At 71.2% G+C, this 19,584-nt stretch carries 12 protein-coding genes; 6 read left to right on the top strand and 6 right to left on the bottom strand.

Annotated features, from left to right (window positions below; translation table 11 throughout):
• The first annotated feature begins 42 nt into the window (after positions 1-42).
• The 6 genes from RIM90_RS05360 (at position 43) to RIM90_RS05335 (ending at position 10,048) form a co-directional block, all read left to right on the top strand.
• Entirely contained in the window at positions 43-2,460 is a 2,418-nt protein-coding gene (locus RIM90_RS05360; protein WP_309059384.1) for a glycoside hydrolase family 2 protein, read from the top strand.
• On the top strand, positions 2,457-3,497 hold the full coding sequence (locus RIM90_RS05355) for a LacI family DNA-binding transcriptional regulator (RefSeq protein WP_309059383.1): 1,041 nt from the start codon (positions 2,457-2,459) through the stop codon (positions 3,495-3,497). Before RIM90_RS05360 ends, RIM90_RS05355 begins: the two co-directional genes overlap by 4 nt.
• A 132-nt stretch (positions 3,498-3,629) precedes the next feature.
• Complete coding sequence (locus RIM90_RS05350; RefSeq protein WP_309059382.1) at positions 3,630-4,847, top strand: acetyl-CoA C-acyltransferase; 1,218 nt, start codon at positions 3,630-3,632, stop codon at positions 4,845-4,847.
• Positions 4,844-6,973, top strand: coding sequence for a 3-hydroxyacyl-CoA dehydrogenase NAD-binding domain-containing protein (locus RIM90_RS05345; RefSeq protein WP_309059381.1), 2,130 nt, complete (start codon positions 4,844-4,846; stop codon positions 6,971-6,973). The genes RIM90_RS05350 and RIM90_RS05345 overlap by 4 nt, the downstream gene beginning before the upstream one ends.
• Before the next feature lie 144 nt (positions 6,974-7,117).
• On the top strand, positions 7,118-8,566 hold the full coding sequence (locus RIM90_RS05340; protein WP_309059380.1) for a cellulose binding domain-containing protein: 1,449 nt from the start codon (positions 7,118-7,120) through the stop codon (positions 8,564-8,566).
• Positions 8,567-8,623: 57 nt separating this feature from the next.
• The gene (locus RIM90_RS05335) at positions 8,624-10,048 is read left to right on the top strand and encodes a polysaccharide deacetylase family protein (protein ID WP_309059379.1); all 1,425 of its coding nucleotides are present in this window, start codon (positions 8,624-8,626) and stop codon (positions 10,046-10,048) included.
• An 81-nt stretch (positions 10,049-10,129) separates the two neighbouring features.
• Here the strand turns inward: RIM90_RS05335 and RIM90_RS05330 are convergent, their stop codons facing one another.
• The 6 genes from RIM90_RS05330 to RIM90_RS05305 form a co-directional block, all read right to left on the bottom strand.
• The gene (locus tag RIM90_RS05330) at positions 10,130-11,956 is read right to left on the bottom strand and encodes a glycosyltransferase (RefSeq protein WP_309059378.1); all 1,827 of its coding nucleotides are present in this window, start codon (positions 11,954-11,956) and stop codon (positions 10,130-10,132) included.
• Complete coding sequence (locus tag RIM90_RS05325) at positions 11,953-13,224, bottom strand: nucleotide sugar dehydrogenase (protein WP_309059377.1); 1,272 nt, start codon at positions 13,222-13,224, stop codon at positions 11,953-11,955. The genes RIM90_RS05330 and RIM90_RS05325 overlap by 4 nt, the downstream gene beginning before the upstream one ends.
• Positions 13,225-13,449: 225 nt before the next feature.
• On the bottom strand, positions 13,450-14,319 hold the full coding sequence (locus tag RIM90_RS05320; protein WP_309059376.1) for an endonuclease/exonuclease/phosphatase family protein: 870 nt from the start codon (positions 14,317-14,319) through the stop codon (positions 13,450-13,452).
• 5 nt (positions 14,320-14,324) lie between these two features.
• A complete protein-coding gene (locus tag RIM90_RS05315; RefSeq protein WP_309059375.1) occupies positions 14,325-15,719 on the bottom strand; it encodes a GDSL-type esterase/lipase family protein in 1,395 nt (464 codons plus the stop codon).
• Between the two features lie 13 nt (positions 15,720-15,732).
• Entirely contained in the window at positions 15,733-17,829 is a 2,097-nt protein-coding gene (locus tag RIM90_RS05310) for a glycosyltransferase family 4 protein (protein WP_309059374.1), read from the bottom strand.
• Positions 17,826-19,583 (bottom strand): stealth family protein, encoded by a 1,758-nt coding sequence (locus RIM90_RS05305; protein ID WP_309059410.1) that lies wholly within the window; start codon positions 19,581-19,583, stop codon positions 17,826-17,828. Before RIM90_RS05305 ends, RIM90_RS05310 begins: the two co-directional genes overlap by 4 nt.
• Position 19,584: the final 1 nt, after the last annotated feature.

Here is a 19,584-nt window from a genome sequence, read left to right as displayed (position 1 = left end):
AAACGTTTCCCAGGCAAGAATGAATCGGTTTAGGGAGTGTGCATGCGTCAGGTCACACCACTCACCGACGGATGGAGTCTGCGCGACCCGGACGGCACGGGGGACCCGCTCCCCGCCGTGGTGCCGGGGTGCGTGCACACCGACCTGCTGGCGGCCGGGCTGATCCCCGATCCGTTCCTCGGCCGCAACGAGGCCGAGGTCGCGTGGGTGGGCCGGCGGGACTGGACCTACGAGACGGAGCTGGCCGCCGGACCGGGCGCGCACGAGCAGACGGATCTCGTCTTCGACGGCCTCGACACCGTCGCCGAGATCCTGCTCGACGGCCGGCCACTGGGCCGGGTGCGCAACATGCACCGCTCCTACCGCTTCGACGTGACCGGGCTGAGCGGCCGGCTCGCGGTGCGGTTCGCCTCCGCCTACGCCGAGGCCGAGGCGGTGCGCGGCCGGGTGGGCGAGCGGCCCGGCGCCTACGCCGAGCCCTACCAGTACGTGCGCAAGATGGCCTGCTCGTTCGGCTGGGACTGGGGGCCGACGCTGGTGACGGCCGGGATCTGGCGGCCGGTGCGGCTCGAACACTGGTCCACGGCCCGGATCGCCCGGGTGCGCCCGCTCGTCACGGTCGAAGGCGGCGTGGGCCGGGTCGAGCTGGCCGTCGACGTGGAGCGCACCCGGGTCGAGGCACCGCTCACCGTCGAGGCGAGCGTCGGCGGCGTACGCGCCCGCGCGGAGGTCGACGGGACGCACGGGACCGTACGGCTCGAGGTGCCGGACGTACGGCTGTGGTGGCCCCGGGGGTACGGCGAGCAGCCGCTGTACGACGTCGCGCTGACGCTGCTGCACGGCGAGGGTGCGCTGGACGAGTGGCGGCGCCGGATCGGGTTCCGCACCGTGGAGCTGGACACCTCGCCCGACGCGCACGGCACCGGTTTCACCCTGGTCGTCAACGGTGAGCGCCTGTTCGCCCGGGGCGTCAACTGGATCCCGGACGACGTCTTCCCGTCCCGGATCACCCGGGAGCGGTACCGGCGGCGGCTGGAGCAGGCGGCCGGCGCGGGCGTGGACCTGGTCCGCGTCTGGGGCGGCGGGATCTACGAGAGCGAGGACTTCTACGACGCCTGCGACGAGCTGGGGCTGCTGGTCTGGCAGGACTTCCCGTTCGCGTGCGCGGCCTACCCCGAGGAACAGCCGTTGCGCGGGGAGGTGGAGGCGGAGGCCCGGGAGAACGTCGTCCGGCTGATGCCGCACCCCTCGCTGGTGCTGTGGAACGGCAACAACGAGAACCTGTGGGGCTTCCGGGACTGGGACTGGGAGCCGGGGCTGGCCGGGGACTCCTGGGGAGAGGGGTACTACCTGGGCGTACTGCCGCGCGTGGTGGCCGAGTTGGACCCGACGCGGCCGTACACGGCGGGCAGCCCCTGGTCCGGGTCCTGGCTGCACCACCCGAACGACCCGGCGCACGGCACGCACCACTCCTGGGAGGTGTGGAACCGCACCGACTACGCCGACTACCGGCTGCACGTGCCGCGCTTCGTGGCCGAGTTCGGCTGGCAGGCGCCGCCCGCGTACGCCACGCTGCGCCGGGCGCTGCCCGGGGAGGAGCTCGCGCCGGACTCCCCCGGCATGCTGCACCACCAGAAGGCGGACGACGGCAACGGCAAGCTGGAGCGCGGGCTGGCCCGTCACTTCGCCGTGCCGGAGGGGGACTTCGACCGCTGGCACTATCTGATGCAGGTCAACCAGGCCCGTGCGGTGGCGGCCGGGATCGAGCACTGGCGCGCCCACTGGCCCCTGTGCGCGGGCACGGTGGTCTGGCAGCTCAACGACTGCTGGCCGGTGACGTCCTGGGCCGCGATCGACGGGGACGGGCGGGAGAAGCCGCTCTACCACGAGCTGCGGCGGCTGTACGCGGACCGGCTGCTGACCGTGCGCGCGCACGCCGGCGGTCTGGTGCTGGCGGCGGTCAACCAGTCCGCCGAGGCCTGGCACGGCACGCTGCGGCTGCGGCGGATGTCCGTCGAGGGCACGGTGATCGCGGAGGCGGGTCCGGCCCTGGCCGCCGAGGCGCGGACCGTGGCCGGGATCGGCGTGCCCGCGGAGCTGGTGCCGGCCGGTCCGAGGGAGTTCCTGGTCGCCGACGCGTGGGGGTCCTCCCGCTCGGGAGAAGCCGGGAGCGGGGACGGGCTGCGGGCGCTGCACTTCCCCGTGCCGGACCGGGAGGTCGCCTACCCCCGGCCGGAGTTCGAGGTCGCGCTCGCGCCGGGCGGGATCACGGTGACGGCCCGCACCCTGGTACGGGACCTGCTGCTCCAGGCCGACCGGCTGGACCCGGACGCGCGGGCCGACCGGGGGCTGGTGACCCTGCTGCCCGGGGAACGGGTGACGATAGGGGTGCGGGGCTGGAAGACTCCGGACCCGGACAGCGCCCGTTCCGCCCTGTACTGCGTGGAGCCCACTCGATGACGGCAACACCGCCCCCTCGCGTCACGATCAAGGACGTCGCCGCGCGCGCCGGTGTGTCCAAGGGGGCCGTGTCCCTCGCCTTCAACCGGAAGCCGGGCCTGTCGGAGGCGACCCGGGACCGGATCTTCCGGGCGGCGCGGGAGCTCGGGTGGGCGCCGAGCTCGACCGCGCGCACGCTGGCGGGTTCGCGGGTGGACGTGGTGGGGCTGGCGGTGTGCCGGCCCGCCCGGCTGCTCGGTCTGGAGCCCTTCTACATGGAGTTCATCTCCGGTGTGGAGAGCGTCCTGGTCGAACGGTCCTGCTCGTTGCTGCTGCGGCTGGTGCGCGGCCAGGACGAGGAGGTCGGGCTGATGGAGTCGTGGTGGCGGGGGCGGCAGATCGGCGGGTCGATCCTGGTCGACTTCCGGGCCGACGACCCCCGCCCGGCGGTGGCCGGGCGGCTCGGGCTGCCGGCGGTCGCCGTCGGGCACCCCTCGCTGACCGGCGGGCTGACCTCCGTGTGGACCGACGACGCCACGGCCGTGACCGAGGCGGTGCGCTACCTGGCGGCGCTCGGGCACCGGCGGATCGCCCGGGTGGGCGGCGCGGCGGCGCTCGGGCACACCTCGATCCGTACGGCCGCGTTCGACGAGGCGGTCCGCGCGCTGGAGCCGGCCGCCCGGGCCTGGCAGGTGGCCACCGACTTCTCGGGGGACGCGGGCGCGCGGGCGACCCGCTCGCTGCTGACCGCCGCACCGCCGGAGAGGCCGACGGCGATCGTGTACGACAACGACATCATGGCGGTGGCCGGCCTGTCGGTGGCGGCCGAGATGGGGCTGCGGGTCCCGGAGGACGTGTCCCTGCTGGCGTGGGACGACTCCCAGCTGTGCCGGCTGACCCATCCGACGCTCTCCGCGATGAGCCACGACGTGCACGGATTCGGCGCGGACGTGGCGCGGACGCTGTTCGGGGTGATCACCGGGGAGGGGCCCGGTTCGCACCCCGTGCCGACCCCGGTCCTCACTCCGCGCGGCTCGACGGCTCCGCCGAAGGTGTGACGCCCGGGGTGTGACCTTCACCGCTTGGGGCGGGGGGACTGGGCTGCTACGTTACCCACAAGTAGCATGGGTTCTGAGCGCGCGCTCAGCGCAACGCAGCAGTGCCATCCCGCACCCTGGAGGAGAGCCATCGTGCCTCGTACCGTCAGGGACGTCGTCTTCGTCGACGGCGTCCGCACCCCGTTCGGCAAGGCGGGCCCGAAGGGCATCTACCACGAGACCCGCGCCGACGACCTCGTCGTGAAGGCCATCCGGGAGCTGCTGCGCCGCAACCCCGGGCTGGACCCGAAGAAGATCGACGAGGTCGCCATCGCCGCGACCACGCAGATCGGTGACCAGGGCCTGACCATCGGCCGCACGGCCGGCATCCTCGCGGGCCTGCCCACCTCGGTCCCGGGCTACTCCATCGACCGCATGTGCGCCGGCGCCCTGACCGCCGTCACCACGGTGGCCGGCTCCGTCGCCTTCGGCGCGTACGACGTCGCCATCGCGGGCGGTGTCGAGCACATGGGCCGCCACCCGATGGGCGAGGGCGTCGACCCGAACCCGCGCTTCGTCTCCGAGAAGCTGGTCGACGAGTCCGCCCTGTTCATGGGCATGACCGCGGAGAACCTGCACGACCGGTACCCGCAGATCACCAAGCTGCGCGCCGACGAGTACGCGGTGCGCTCCCAGGAGAAGGCCGCCAAGGCGTACGCCAACGGCAAGATCCAGGCCGACCTGGTGCCGGTCTCGGTGCGCCGCACCAACCCCGAGGGCGGCGAGACCGGCTGGGGCCTGGTCACCGCCGACGAGCCGATGCGCCCGGGCACCACGCTGGAGAACCTGGCGAACCTCAAGACGCCGTTCCGCGTCCACGGCCGGGTCACCGCCGGTAACGCGGCCGGTCTGAACGACGGCGCCACCGCCTCGGTCATCGCCTCCGAGGACTTCGCCCGCGAGAACGGGCTGCCGGTCAAGATGCGCCTGGTCTCCTACGCCTTCGCGGGCGTGGAGCCCGAGGTCATGGGCTACGGCCCGATCCCGGCGACGGAGAAGGCGCTCGCGCAGGCGGGCCTGTCCATCTCCGACATCGGCCTGTTCGAGATCAACGAGGCCTTCGCCGTCCAGGTCCTGGCCTTCCTGGACCACTACGGCATCGCCGACGACGACGAGCGCGTCAACCAGTACGGCGGCGCCATCGCCTTCGGCCACCCGCTGGCCTCCTCCGGCGTCCGCCTGATGACGCAGCTGGCCCGCCAGTTCGAGGAACAGCCGAACGTCCGCTACGGCCTGACCACGATGTGCGTCGGCTTCGGCATGGGCGCGACGGTCATCTGGGAGAACCCGCACTTCGAGGGGGACAAGTGAGCACCACCGCAGAGCTGCTGAAGGGTGCGGCCGAGCTGTTCCCGGGCGAGGTCGTCACGCAGGCGCACGTGCGCCACTTCGACCTGCCGCTGGGTGCGGGGCGCTTCGCGCTGATCACCCTCGACAACGGTCACGACCACACCAAGCCGACCACCCTCGGCCCGCAGTCGCTGGCGAACATCGACGCCGCCCTCGACCGGGTCGAGAAGGAGGCCGCGGACGGCGAGATCGTCGGCGTCGGTGTCACCGGGAAGCCGTTCATCTTCGCCGTCGGCGCCGACCTCAAGGGCGTCGAGCTGCTCAAGCGGCACGAGGACGCGCTCGCCATCGGCAAGGGCGGCCACGACGTCTTCAAGCGGCTGTCGAAGCTCGCCGTGCCGACCTTCGCGTACTACAACGGCGCCGCCATGGGCGGTGGCGTGGAGATCGGCCTGCACTGCACCTACCGCACGGTGTCCGCGGCCCTTCCGGCGTTCTCCCTGCCCGAGGTCTTCCTCGGCCTGGTCCCCGGCTGGGGCGGCTGCACGCTGCTGCCGAACCTGATCGGCGCCGACAAGGCCGTCTCGGTGATCATCGAGAACAGCCTCAACCAGAACAAGCAGCTCAAGGGCAAGCAGGTCTTCGAGCTCGGCATCGCCGACGCCATCTTCGAGGGCGCCGACTTCCTGGAGCAGTCGCTGATCTGGACGGCCTCCGTCCTCAAGGGCGAGATCGAGATCGAGCGCCCGGCGATCGACCGCGGCGAGGCCTGGGACCAGGCCGTCGAGCGCGGCCGGTTCGTCGCCGACTCCAAGGTGCACGGCGCGGCCCCGGCCGCCTACCGCGCCCTGGACATCATCGCCGCCGCCAAGAACGGCGATCTCCAGCAGGGTTACGACGCCGAGGACCAGGCGCTCGCCGACCTGATCATGGGCGGCGAACTGCGCGCCGGCATCTACGCCTTCAACCTGGTGCAGAAGCGCGGCAAGCGCCCGGCCGGCGCTCCGGACAAGAGCCTGGCCCGTCCGGTCACCAAGGTCGGTGTGGTCGGCGCCGGTCTGATGGCCTCGCAGCTCGCGCTGCTGTTCCTGCGCCGCCTCGAGGTGCCGGTCGTGCTGACCGACATCGACCAGGAGCGCATCGACAAGGGTGTGGGCTACGTCCACGCCGAGATCGACAAGCTGCTCGGCAAGGGCCGCATCAACCAGGACAAGGCCAACCGTCTGAAGGCGCTGGTCACCGGTGTGCTGGACAAGGCCGAGGGCTTCGCGGACGCGGACTTCGTCATCGAGGCCGTGTTCGAGGAGATGGGCGTCAAGCAGCAGGTGTTCGCGGAGGTCGAGGCGGTCGCCCCGGCGCACGCGATCCTCGCCACCAACACCTCCTCGCTCTCCGTGACGGAGATGGCGTCGAAGCTGAAGCACCCCGAGCGGGTCGTCGGCTTCCACTTCTTCAACCCGGTCGCCGTCCTGCCGCTGCTGGAGATCGTCCGCGGTGAGCGGACCGACGACGCCTCGCTGGCCACGGCGTTCGGTGTCGCCAAGAAGCTGAAGAAGACCGCGGTGCTGGTCAAGGACGCCCCGGCGTTCGTCGTGAACCGCATCCTGACCCGCTTCATGGGCGAGATCCAGAACGTCATCGACGAGGGCACCCCGGTCGAGACCGCCGAGAAGGCGGTCGAGCCGCTCGGTCTGCCGATGTCGCCGCTGGTGCTGCTGGAGCTGGTCGGCCCGGCGATCGGCCTGCACGTCTCCGAGACGCTCCACGGGGCGTTCCCGGACCGCTTCACGGTCTCCCCGAACCTGAAGGCGGTCGTCGAGGCGGGCAAGCGCGGCTTCTACGTCTACGACAGCGGCAAGCCCGAGCTGGACCCGGAGGTCGCCGCGCTGCTCAAGCAGGGCGACACCGTCCTGACGGAGGAGCAGGTGCGGGCCCGCGTCCTCGACGCGGTGGCGCAGGAGATCGGGCTCATGCTCGACGAGGGTGTCGTCGCCGAGGCCCAGGACATCGACCTGTGCCTGATCACGGGCGCCGGCTGGCCGTTCCACCTGGGCGGCATCACGCCGTACCTGGACCGCGAGGGTGTCTCCGAGCGCGTGAACGGGAAGCGGTTCCTGGCCCCGGGCGTGGCGAGCGTCCCGGCGTGACCGGCCGTCCCTGACGAGGGGGTGGCCCGCACGGTAACGATCCGTGCGGGCCACCCCCTTTCGTCACAGGCGTACCGATAGGATCTCCACACGACCTGACCACTTGTCTACTCGTGCGCGTCGTCGCCCCGTTGAGGAGTCCCCGTGGCGTCCACCCGCCGCCGCCCACCCCGGCGCCGATTATGGCCCAAGGTCCGGCTGCTGCTGTTCGTGGCCGTGATCGCCCTCGGCGCCACGGCGCTCTACCCCGTCTGGAGATCGGCGGACCCCGACCCGCCCGATCTCCTCGTGCGCTACCGGACCGACACGCCCGCCACCTCGACGGTGGCCAGGCCGTCGCTGGAGGTCTTCAACAAGACCGACGAGCCGCTGCGGCTCAGCGACGTCTCACTGCGGTACTGGTTCACCGCCGACGACGGCGCCGGTTCCCCGGGGTACGCCTTCAACTGCGTCAACGCCGCCTTCGGCTGCTCGCACCTCGCCGGCCGCGTGGTGGAGTCGGACCGGCCCACCGACACCGCCGACCGCTATCTGGAGATCCGCTTCTCCGAGGCCGCCGGCTCCCTGGCACCCGGCGCCAACAGCAAGGGCATCGACCTCCAGCTGTTCCGCACCGACCACAAGGAGCTGGAGCAGTCCGACGACCGCTCCTTCGACGCGGAGACGACCAGCTACAAGGAGGCGAAGAAGGTCACCGCGTACAAGCGGGGCGTGCTCGCCTGGGGCGAGGAGCCGGACGGCACCGGGCCGGACGACGCCGGGAAGAAGGCGAAGACCGCCGCTGCGCCCGAGCCGCTGCCGGCCGCCCCCGACGGCGTGCTGTTCGACACCTTCGACTACCTCGGCGCCAAGGACCCCGCCCTCTTCAAGCACGGCTGGCTGGTCCGCACCAGCAAGGGCGGCCCCGGCATCGAGAACACCTGGTCGGCCGACGGCGTCACCTTCCCCGGCGACGAGGAGGCCCTGGACGGCGGCCAGGTGCTGCGGCTGCGCGCCAGCACGGACGGCACCGAGGCGGGCACCCGGCAGGCCAGCCTGGGTACCGCCGCGAGCAAGTTCCGCGAGGGGACCTACGCGGCCCGCATCCACTTCAGCGACGAGCCGGCGACCGGTGAGAAGGGCGACCACGTCAACCAGACCTTCTACACCATCGGCGGCAGGGGCGCGACGTACAGCGAGCTGGACAACGAGTACATGCCCAACGGCGGCTGGGGCCGGCCCGGTCCGAAGCTCGACACCGTGACCTGGTACGACCACAGGACGAACGACCGCGTCTACACCACCACGAACAAGAGCCTCGCCGGCTGGCACACCGTGATGATCAGGGTGAAGGACGACGCCGTCTCCTACTGGCTCGACGGCGAGAAGCTCTTCGTCAGCAACGGGAAGTACGCCCCGCGCACGGACATGTCGGTGAACTTCAACCACTGGTTCGTGGACCTGCCGTTCAAGGGCGACCGCGCCTGGGACATGAAGGTCGACTGGCTCTACTACAACGCGAACGACACCTTGTCGGCGAAGGAAGTCCGGGCCCGGGTCGAGGGCTTCGCCGACAACGGCGTGAACTACTTCGACACGGTTCGGGGGTCCTGAGTGGGAAAACGGCGGTCCGGCGCGCGCGGCCACGGTACGGCGGGCGAGAAGGCGGTGGTGAGCCGGCGCTCCGCGCTGCTGATGGGCGGCGCGGGCGGTGTCGCGATGGCGGGCGGGGGCGCCTGGCTGGGCAGTGTCGCCGCCCAGCCCGCCGCCGCCCCGGTGGCCGAGGGCGCCATCGGCGGCCTCACCACTCCCCCTCCCTACGCCCCGTCGGGCCGCCGGCCCAAGAACCGCCGGGCCACCTGGTCCCAGCAGTTCCAGGCGTCCCACGGCTGGACCGCCGGGGGCGCGGGCACCGCGTCGGCCGAGGCGAACGACAGGACGCAGTTCGTGCGCGGCACCCAGTCGGTACGGGTGACCACCAACGGCACCGGCAAGCAGTCGTACGTCCGCAGGTCCGGTATGACGGCGGTGAACCTGACCGGCAAGATGATCCGGCTGGTGTTCCGCGTCGACGACGTGACGAACCTGTCCAAGCTGGTGTTCTACGTGGGCAGCGGCGCGCTGAAGAACCACTTCTCGTGGACGTTCCACGTCCACTCCAGGACCGCGGCCAACTACGTCCAGTCCGGGGAATGGGTCACCGTCCACCTCCAGTGGGCCGACGTCACCGGTGCGGCCGGTACGTACGCGATCTCGGCCACGGGCACGCCGTCCACGACGGCCGGGTTCACGGACATGTCGTTCGCCGTGTACGACAACGCGGGCGGGCCGGTGACGTACCGGCTCCAGGCGGTCGAGCTGATACCGGACACCGCCGACGTGTTCCCCCGGGGCGTCGTCTCCCTCACCTTCGACGACTCCCACAAGTCGATCCACGACCTGGCCCGCCCGGTGATGGACTCCTTCGGCTTCCCCGGCACGGTGTACAACATCGCCGACGCCATCGGGACCGGAAGCTTCCTGACGGTCGACCAGATGCGCTCGATGCAGAACTTCTCCGGCTGGGAGATGGGCGGTCACGCCTACGCGAACGCCACGCACACCGCCAGCTATCCCAAGCTGACCGCGGAGCAGGCCGACGAGGACTTCCGCAGACTGCGGGAGTGGCTGGTGTCCAACGGCTTCACCAGCGAGCACTTCGCCTATCCGCACGGGGCGTTCCAGAAGACCTCGGACGGCGTCCCGGTGGACCTGATCGCGAGCCGGCACTTCACCACGGCCCGGTCGATCATCTCCGAGACGATCGAGTCGTTCGCCCCGGCGCACCCGTACCGCCTGAAGGCGCTGACCGGCATCACCGACGGTACGGGCATCGGCGGCACGGCGCTGTCGAAGCTGACCGGCGAGGGCGGCAGGCTGGACCGCTGCGCCGAGAGCGGTGACTGGCTGATCCTGTGCCTGCACAAGGTCGTCGAGGGCGCCCCGAGGACCAGCACGGAGATCGGCACGGCCGGTCTCACCACGCTGATGCGGGAGATCGCGGACCGGGACATCCCGGTGGTGACGGTCGAGGAGGCGATGGCCCACTACCAGTAGGCCCGCGGGAACGGGGAAGGGGGCGGCCGCAGGACCGCCCCCTTCCCCCCTCACGCGCCCTCTCCGTACGCGCCGCCGCGCCTACCAGCCGCCGTCCTGACCGCCCTGCGGCCGGCCGGGGCCCCGGTCATGGCCGCCCTGGTGCCCGTCACGGCCGTAGCCGTGGTCCTGCGGGTACGGCTGCGGCGGGTACGGCTGCTGCGGGTGCGGGTGCTGCGGGTGCGGGTGGTACGGGCCGCCGTGACCGCCGTCCTGCCACTGCTGCTGTTCGCCGCCGTACCACTGCTGCCCGCCGTGACCGGCCGGCGTCCGAGCGGGCTCGGGCGTTCCCCAGCTCACGGGCTGCTGGGGCACGTTCTGGTGGTGCTGCTCGTCGTAACCGGGCAGCGGCTGCGGCCGGCCGGGGATGGTGGCCGTACGGGGCCGGGTGCGCAGGGCGACGCCCTCGAGGCGCATCAGCTGGAGCGTCTCGGTGACCTTCTTGTCGGAGTACGGGTCCTCTTCCTCGAAGATCTCCGTCACACCGGCCTCGTGATCGCCGGCCACGGACACCTCGACACCGGCCTGGCGGGTGCCCCAGTTGCCCTTGTGCAGGGTGAGCAGGGCGTAGAAGCGCAGCGGGGTCAGCAGGAAGAGCTGGATCAGGCCGTACAGCGGGGCCAGCAGGAACATGCCGAACCGCTTGACGAAGCCCATGCCGCGGCGCGGGAAGTCGAGGTAGCGGACGTTGCGCAGATAGCCCATGAGGACCATGAACAGCGCGTAGTCCCCGATGTGGTCGACGAACCGGGCCGGTTCCATGACCGGCAGGATGACCATCGAGTAGAACATCGCCGAGCCGAAGACCAGCCACAGGCCGAGTTCCATGCAGGTCAGCCAGAACGCGGGCCGGTACTTCTTCTGGTGCCGGAAGGCCCACAGGGACTCGCGGAAGAACGACTTGTTCCAGCGGACCTGCTGGCGCAGGAAGTGCGGCAGCTTCTCGGGGACGGCGGTGTAGCCGACGGCGGTCTCCTGGAAGACCACCTGGCCTTCCATCAGGCAGTAGTTGGTCATGCGGCGGTCGTCGCCGAAGACGGCCGGCTTGCCCAGGAACTGCTGGTTGAGGAAGTCCGGCAGGTACTTGCGCACCAGCGAGCCGCGGTACGCCGACAGGGCGCCGCAGCAGCACAGCACGGACTTCAGCCGCGAGTAGGCGGCCCGCTCGAAGAGGAAGGAGTTGCCGTAGCGCAGGTCCTGCAGGCGGGTGAAGACGTTGCTGTCGTGGTTGAGCGCCAGCACCATGCCGGTGGAGGCCATGATCTTCTCGTCGGCCATCGGCAGCAGCAGCTCACGGACCGTGTCCCGGGAGAGCACGGTGTCGGAGTCCACGCACAGGAAGATGTCGGAGTACGGCGCCGCCTCGAAGCCCCGCGCCAGCGCCTCGCGCTTGCCCTTGTTCTCGGGCTGGACGCTGACGGTGTACTTGACGCCCTTCGCCTCGAACTCGGTCCGCAGCCTCTTCGCCGCCCGGATGCCGCCCGGATCGGCGCTGCAGTCGTCGATGATGTGGATCTCGTTGGGGAGCCGGGACTGCGCGAGCAGGCTGCGCATGCCCTGCTCGAACATCACCGGGTCCTCGTTGTAGATCGGGATGACCGCGGTGACCCAGCACTTCTCGAGGTACTCGAGTTCCTCCCGCCCCGCCTTGGCGGGGCGGTAGAACAGGGCCCCGAACATCTTCAGGGCCAGCAGGCCCATGGCGCCCATCGAGTACAGGTGCAGCGAGTCGGAGTCGAGCCGGGTGGCGATGAGCGCGGCGATGGCGACGAAGAAGAAGTACGAGACCTTCAGCTGCCGTCGCTTGCGGTGTCCCCGGCGCCCGCCGGAGTCGACGGCTCCGGGTATGTACGTGTCCTCGGTCGTCACAGCTTGACCACCCGCGGGTGATCGGCGGACCTGCCCCGGGTGTCGAAGAGCTTGCGGGCCCGGTCGGCCAGCAGGCCCAGGTCCATCTCCCGGTGCGGCTGGAGCAGGATGGTCAGGTCCGCGGTCCCGGCGGCGGCCAGATAGTCGTCCGCGCGCTCGACCGGGACGCCGTCGACCGTCCAGTCGTCGACGTGGGGGTCGAAGTAGACCAGCTCGGCACCGCGGGCGCGCAGGTTCCCGGCGACGGCCAGGGCCGGACTCTCGCGCTGGTCGGAGATGTCGGGCTTGTAGGTGACGCCGAGCAGCAGGACGCGGGAGCCGCGCACGGCCTTGCCCTCGTCGTTGAGCAGATCGGCCGCACGGTTGACCACGTGCACGGGCATGCGCTGGTTGATCTCCTGCGCCAGCTCCACGAAGCGGAACGGGATGCCCAGCGAACGCACCTTGTACGAGAGGTAGTTGGGGTCGATCGGGATGCAGTGCCCGCCGACGCCGGGGCCGGGGTAGAACGGTGCGAAGCCGAACGGCTTGGTGGAGGCGCAGCGGATCGCGTCCCACAGGTCGACGCCGATCTCACGGCAGAACATCGACATCTCGTTGACGAGCGCGATGTTGACGTGCCGGTAGGTGTTCTCCAGGAGCTTGGCCATCTCGGCCTCGCGGGTGCCCTTGGCCTCCACCACGCGGGTCACGAAGCGTTCGTAGAGGGCGCGGGCGGCCTTGGTGCAGTCGGCGGTGACGCCGCCGACGACCTTCGGCGTGTTCTCCAGTCCGAAGGAGGCGTTGCCCGGGTCGATGCGCTCGGGCGAGAACGCCAGGTGGAAGTCCCGGCCGACCTTCAGACCGCCGGCCTCCAGCCGGGGCCGTACGACCTCGTCGGTGGTGCCGGGGTAGGTCGTGGACTCCAGCACCACGAGGGTGCCGGGCGTGAGGTGGGTGGCGGTGTCCGCCACCGCGGCGTGCACCGCGCCGAGGTCCGGGGAGCCGTGCTCGGTGAGCGGGGTGGGCACGCAGATGACGACCGCGGCGGCGCCGGCGATCACCTCGGGGCGGTCGGACGCCCGGAAACCCCGGCCGAGCATCGCGCCGACCTCGGCGTCCGTGATGTCGTCGACGTGGGAGCGGCCGCTGTTCAGCCCCTCCACGACGGTGCGGCTGCGGTCGAGACCCACCACCCGTAATCCGGCGGACGCGGCGGAACGGGCTAAAGGTAACCCCACGTAACCGAGTCCGACGACGACAAGATCCACCGTGGAGGACTTGTTCACGGCACCATTCCCCAACCCCCGTTGCGCGGCCCGGCCGGGCCGGTTCCGGGCAGCACTCATCACCCGAGTCGTTCGAACAACTCTCGGGAGGCTAACAGGATTTTCACTTTTCCAACCCCGTCCGCTCGCGTGCGCCTTGTCACGCGCGCACCTCTGCAACGCTCGGCGCGGTTCGTGCGTCCACCGCCCCTGCGGTGTCCGTCCGACCCCGCGGGAAAGGGGGTGTCAGGGCGTCCTGAGGGTGAACCGTCCCTTCAGCAGCGCGTGGTCGGATTCGGCGTACTTCTCGGCGTCACCGTCCTCGACGGCGAAGTGCCGTCGGTCGGCGAACACGTAGTCGATCTTCCGCGTGCCGGCCGTGGGCTCCCGGTCCGCCTCGTCCGCCTCCGCGAACCCGCCGGTGAGGTGGGAGAGGGCCGGTGCCGCGGGCGGAAGGTTGAAGTCGCCGGCCACGACGACGGGAACGTCCACCGGGAACGCGGCCGGATCGGCCGTCCAGTCCCTGATCTCGCGCAACTGCTCGGGGGCCCTGGCGTAGGTGTGCGCCGTGCAGGCGATGAGACGTCCGCCGGCGAACCGGGTGTCGGCGCACAGCAGTCCCCTGCGGACCGTGACCGTGCGGCCGCCGTTGGTGTAGGTCTCACCGCCGGTGTGGCGGAAGGGGTGGTACCACTGCTTTCCGTCCGGGACGTCCTCGCGGCTGAGCACGGCGGTGCCGAAACGACCGCTGCTCCCGCAGGCCGGGACGTTGTTCTGGGAGGAGGCGTAGGTTCCGTCCATCGGCCGCCCCGCACGGGCCAGTTGTTCCTTCAGGGCCGCGTACTGCGTCAGGCAGATCTCGTTCAGGGTGACGACATCGGGGTCGTGGCGCACCGCCTCCCGGACCAGACGCGCCACCGAGGTGCCCGGCCCGGACGATCCGGCGTTCCACGGGCACACCGCGGCCGCTCCGCAGAGGTTGTAGTGGAGCACCCGGAGGGTGCGCCGGTCCGGCGTCGCCCTCCCCTGTCCGCCCGGTGCGGCGACGGAGAGTCCCAGGATCACTGCCAGGGCCGCGGCACCGGCGGTGAGCCACGTCCGGACGTTCCCGCGCAACGCGTCTACCGGTCGCCCGTGAAGGGCCTGTGCTCGCAGACCGCCCCGCAGTCGTGCCGGGAGGCCCCGTGTGTCCTGATGGGACTGTTCTCGGGGATTCCGACGACCTTGAACGTCCGCACGGCCGGGGCGGACTCGGTGGCGCCGAAGAGCGCGATCGCCCGGATCGTGTGGGTTCCGGGACGCCAGGCGTGCCCATGGGTGAACCCCCACTCGCCCTTCTCGTTCACCCCGGTCGCGCCGATGAGCAGGTCCCCCTCCATGAGCACGACCTTGGTCACCCCCCGCTGCACCTTGCCGGAGAAACGCGGCCGCGGGCCGGCGAAGGCGCCCTCGGCGGGTGAGGTCACCAGGGGGGCCGGCACGTCGGTCATCACCGTGAACCGGTGCTGCACCACCGGTGAGCAGCCGTCACCGCGCAGCCCGACGCACTGGACGACGTGCTCCCCCGCCGTCCAGTTCACCGAGCGCCGCCAGGTCCACTGCCCCGAACCGCCCACGCCCGCGCCGCCGATGTACTGGCCCCCCTCGAAGAAGAGGACGTACTCGGTCCCCGGCGCGGTGACGCCGGAGAACTTCACCATCGGGCCGGCGAGACCGTCCATGGCCGGCTTCGTGATGCCCGGCGGCTCCCCCACGGGCTGCGCGTAGTGCAGCGCCGACTCCGGTGCCTGGATCGTGAACTCGGTGGAGACCGGCGGCATCACCGGCGGCTCCATGAGCGCCGGCATGTCGACCTCGCTCTTGTCCAGCACTCCGAGGTGGCACAGTCCGGCCACCACGATGCGGGCCACCTCGAAGGCCCCGGTGTGGCTGAGGTGGGACGAGTCGATGTTCCCGTCGGGGTGGAGGGGGTGCTCCCCCGCGTCCACCCAGCAGAAGTACTGGCGCAGCCGCATCGGTCCGATCTCGGCCCACAGGTCCATCGTCCGGCCGGTGAGGTCGATGGCCGGCACACCGAGCTCGGAGGCGACCTCCAGCATGGCCCGGGGGTAGTCGCCCCGTGTGTTCAGCACCTCGCCGCTGCCGGAGAACGCGTACCGTGCCGCGGGGGTGACCAGGACCGGCGTCCCCCCTTCCTGGTACACGTACGTGGCGAACAGCCGGAGCAGTTCCCTGTACTCGGGAACGGGGACGTAGCGCATGCCGTTGTGGATCATGTGATCCACGCCTCCGAAGCCGATGAGGACGACGTCCCCGCGCTTCATGCGGTTGAGCATCGCCGGGAACCGCTCGGTGAAGTACTTGCGGGTGGTCATGGCGCTTCGGGCGTAGTTGGCGACCTCCACCGGGCCGGCCAGGAGATCCTCGATCTTCTGGCCCCAGCCCGCCATCGGCGCTTCCTCGTCCGTCCGCGGAGCAGGGACGGAGTCCCCGAGTACGAAGATCGTCCGATTCATGTCTCTTCCATCCCTAGCGGTCGACCACGTTCATGGCCATGGCTCCCGAAGCGGAGCAGTAGGCCCGCACCCACACCGGACGGGCCGGGTGGATCACGGCGAATTCCGACGGCTCGTCCCCCACGAGCGGCACCGACGGGTAGGTGAAGGCACCCTTCACGTCGGGGAAGTCCTCCAGCAGGTGGCAGACGCGGACCTTCGCCCGGTCGGCCGGGTCCGGCTGCAGCCACCAGTCCCAGTCCTCCCACCGGTCCAGCCGGTGGTCGACCGCCTTCCGCACCGGGACCTCGGCCCTGAAGCGCCGGTTTCCCATCAGCCCGACCGGCACCGCGAAGTTCACCGGGTGCTGGCCCCGGCGGCTGACCACGAACAGGGCACCGGGCTTGAGCAGCCGATCACCGCACAGAACGCCCTCCAGCGCGATGCCCGCGTCGGTCACCTTGACGCCGGTGCACTCGGCGTGTTCCCGGCGGAGCACGGTGCGCAGCATGAGGCGGCCGTTGGGCTGCGCGTAGGGAAGGTTCCAGCCGAGCGGTTCCGCCGTCGGCCGGGCGACCAGTCGTTCCCGCGCGTCGATGAGCGCCCTGGTGTCGCGGATGCCCGCCTTCATGTGCACGGCCCCCGTCTTCGGCGAGCGCATCGTCACCTGCCAGCGGCCGTCCCCGAGGTGGTCGAGGGCGGAGGGGGTGACGGCGGCCGTGTAGCGCGTACCGCCGTTGTCGAGTGGCTTGCGCACGGTGCGCAGCGGCAGGTCGGGCAGGGCGGGCCCGTCGGAGGGCTTGTGGCGGAGCACGAACTGCCAGCGGTGGCGGCCCTCGCCGGGACCGTCGGCGGAGAACCGCAGCCAGCCGGCGTCGTCCGCCGTCACGTCCACGCCGGCCGAGCCGAGGGAGACCGGAGGCACCTTGGCCTGGGGCGCCGCGGTCCGCCGGGGACCGGCGGGTGCCCGGTAGCCGCGTACGGCGGCGGCGCGGCGGCGGGCCGCGTCCTCGAAGAGTTCGACGTACCGGGCGGCCACGGCCGCGGGGTCGTACCGGGCCGCGTTGCTCAGCGCGGCGGCGCCCATGGCCCGGCGCAGGGCATCGTCGGCCATCAGCCTGCGCAGGCCCCAGGCGATCGCCTCGGCGTCCCCGTTCGGGACGAGCAGGCCGTCCTCCCCGTCGCTGAGGATCTCCCGGGGTCCCACGGGACAGTCGGTCGAGACCACGGGCAGACCGCAGCGCATCGCCTCCACCAGCGTCATGCCGAAGGACTCCGCGCTGGAGGTCACGGCCGCGATGGAGCCCTTGGCCCACTCCGACTCGATCGGCGAGAAACCGCCCATGAGCAGGGCCCGGCCCGCCAGGCCGAGTTCGGCGACCAGCGCGCGCAGCTTCCCGGCCTCGCCGCCGTCGCCGTAGATGCGCAGCTGCCAGTCGGGGAAGTCGGCGGCGAGCATGCCGAAGGCCCGGATCAGCAGGTCGTACCGCTTGACGTGGTGCATGCGGCCGGCGCTGACCACCACCTTGTGCGTACAGTCGGACGGCGGAACGGACGGCCGCGGGACGCTGTTGGGGATGCCCACCACGGGGATGCCGGGAATCGGCGTGTTCTCCGTGAACGAGCGGGCGTCGGCCTCGGTGACCGTCGTGATGGCGTCGAGCCGGGGGTAGACGCGCGCCATCTCCGCGCGTACCGCGAGCGGGATCGCCAGGTGGGTCATGTGTTCCTGGGCCACGCGCAGAGCGCCGTCACGGGTGTGGGCGGCCACGAAGAGGTTGAGGCTGGGCCGTGTGCCGACGACCACGTCGGCGTCCGTCCTCTGCAGCTCCCGGATGATGCGGGCGTCGGTGAACCGGCTGTACTGCGCGTAGAACTCCTCCTGGCGCGGCACCACTTCGCTGGGTTCGGTGCTGCCGGCGGCGCCGCGGTCGGCGGACCCGGGACGCAGGTCGACGAGGGCCCGGACGGTGACGCGCGGCGAGATGTCGAACTTCGTCGCGTTCGCGCGCCGGAAGACCGAGACGATCTCCACCTCGTGGTGGACGGCCAGCGCTTCGGCGAGGTTGATGACCGTGCGGTTCGTCCCTCCGATGCCGTAGATGTTGTTGATCAGGAAGGAGATCTTCACCGGACCTCGCCCTCCTTCCGCTCGAAGGGACTCGGCACCGGGTAGTAGGCCCTGAGGAACCGGCTGAGCATCGCCGTCTGGCGTTCGACGTCCTGGCCGTCCGAGAGCGTGTCGTTGATGCAGAACGCCTGCCTGTCGCGCTTGGCCAGCAGGATGCCCAACCGCCGCTGGATCTCGGGCTTGGCCAGGTCGAGGTAGGCGAAGGAGATGTCGGAGGGCACGGCGCGGCCGGTGAAGTACGCGTAGTAGTGGTACAGCGAGGACGGGATCGAGATGTCGGTGGGGCTGCGGAACCGGCTGTGCGAGGTCTGCCGGTGCGCGTCGGCGAACTCGTGCTCGATCTCCTGGAGCACGCTGCGGCGCAGGGCGTAGGGCGCGTGCCGGATCTTCTGGACGATGGCCGAGCCGAAGTTCTCCAGCAGGAGCTTGCGGTTGTTCTTGCCCGCCGCGTCGACCGGGCGGTCCCCCAGGGTGAGGTCCCACCGGGGCACCTGGGAGGGCGACAGGAAGGTGCGGGTCATGCCGTTCGACAGGAAGAAGGTCTGCGGCGTGACCGGGCAGCCGAGGAACATGTCGTCGTTGAAGTACAGGAAGTGTTCGGCCAGGCCCTTGATGTGGTGCAGACGGCTCTCGATCGCGTGGGAGTTGAACGTGGGCAGCGCGGAGGGGTCGTCGAAGATCTCGGAGTGGTCGACCACGGTGATGCGCGGGTGGCTGTCGTTGAGCCACGCGGGCCGCTGACGGTCCGTCACCACGTAGACGTGGCGCACCCAGGGGGCGTTCTGCTCCAGCGCGCGCAGGGAGTAGCGCAGTTCGTCGCGGCTGATGTAGCGGGCCGCGTTCGCGGACTCGGTGTGGTACCCGCCGTGCCCGTACGCACTGCGCCGCCGCTGCCACGCGGGGTCGTTGCCGTCGACCCACGTGTAGACGACGTCGACCGGGAACCGCACGTCCTCGGGCAGGGCGTCGGCACACGGAAGGATGGTCCGCACCGACCGGGTGCGGCGGGTGTGCAGGGCGGCGAAGCCCGTCAGCCGGCTGACCGGCACGGTGACCCGGGGCTCGTCGCACGCGACGTCCTCGGTGACGCGGTTGGGACGGGGGGCGACGAGGCGCCCCTCCTCGGGGCGCCAGAACTCTATGTCGCAGCCGTGCTCGAGTCCCAGGAAGAGGGAGCCGGCCGGGTCGCTCCACAGCATGCCGATGCGCAGCACCGCGGACTCCCGTGCGAGGCGCCGGCCGCGCCGGGAGCCGCACAGTGCGGTTTTGCCCACGGCGGTGTCACCCCGGCAGGCCGTCACGTACACGGGGCCGGTGTCCGCGCAGCGGTCCAGCGCCCGGCCCACCCGTTCCCGGTCCGCCTCGGCGACCGCGAGGCACGAGCGGAAGTCGGAGTCGCCGCGGATCGCGAAGTAGTCGACGCCCTCTTCCTCCAGCAGGGCCGCCACCAGTTCGAGGTTGGCCTCGCGCAGCCCGAGCGGTGACACGGTGGGGCGTACGAGGGTGATCCGCTTGCCGTGCCCGGCCAGCGTCGCGAGCCGCTCGCCCTCCCGGAACAGGTGCGGCCAGCGGCGGCGCGCCCGCACGCCGCGGAACAGCCGGGCGCCCAGGGTGAGGGTGTGGAGGTGGCGCAGCAGCTGCTTGAGCACCGTGCGCAGCCGCGCCGGTACACGGCGGGCGATCCGCCGTCTCAGTCCTGCGGGGACCAGGACTCGGTACGCTCCGACCGCGGCGGACGCCTCGGGATTGCCCATG

The organism is Streptomyces sp., assembly GCF_031181555.1.
GTDB classification, from domain to species: Bacteria; Actinomycetota; Actinomycetes; order Streptomycetales; family Streptomycetaceae; genus Streptomyces; species Streptomyces fimbriatus.
This window is presented reverse-complemented; position numbering and strand designations above follow the sequence as displayed.

Coding starts and splice junctions, on each gene's coding strand:
- RIM90_RS05360 (WP_309059384.1), top strand. CDS start 43: ATGCGTCAGGTCACACCACTCACCGACGGATGGAGTCTGCGCGACCCG.
- RIM90_RS05355 (WP_309059383.1), top strand. CDS start 2,457: ATGACGGCAACACCGCCCCCTCGCGTCACGATCAAGGACGTCGCCGCG.
- RIM90_RS05315 (WP_309059375.1), bottom strand. CDS start 15,719: ATGAATCGGACGATCTTCGTACTCGGGGACTCCGTCCCTGCTCCGCGG.
- RIM90_RS05305 (WP_309059410.1), bottom strand. CDS start 19,583: ATGGGCAATCCCGAGGCGTCCGCCGCGGTCGGAGCGTACCGAGTCCTG.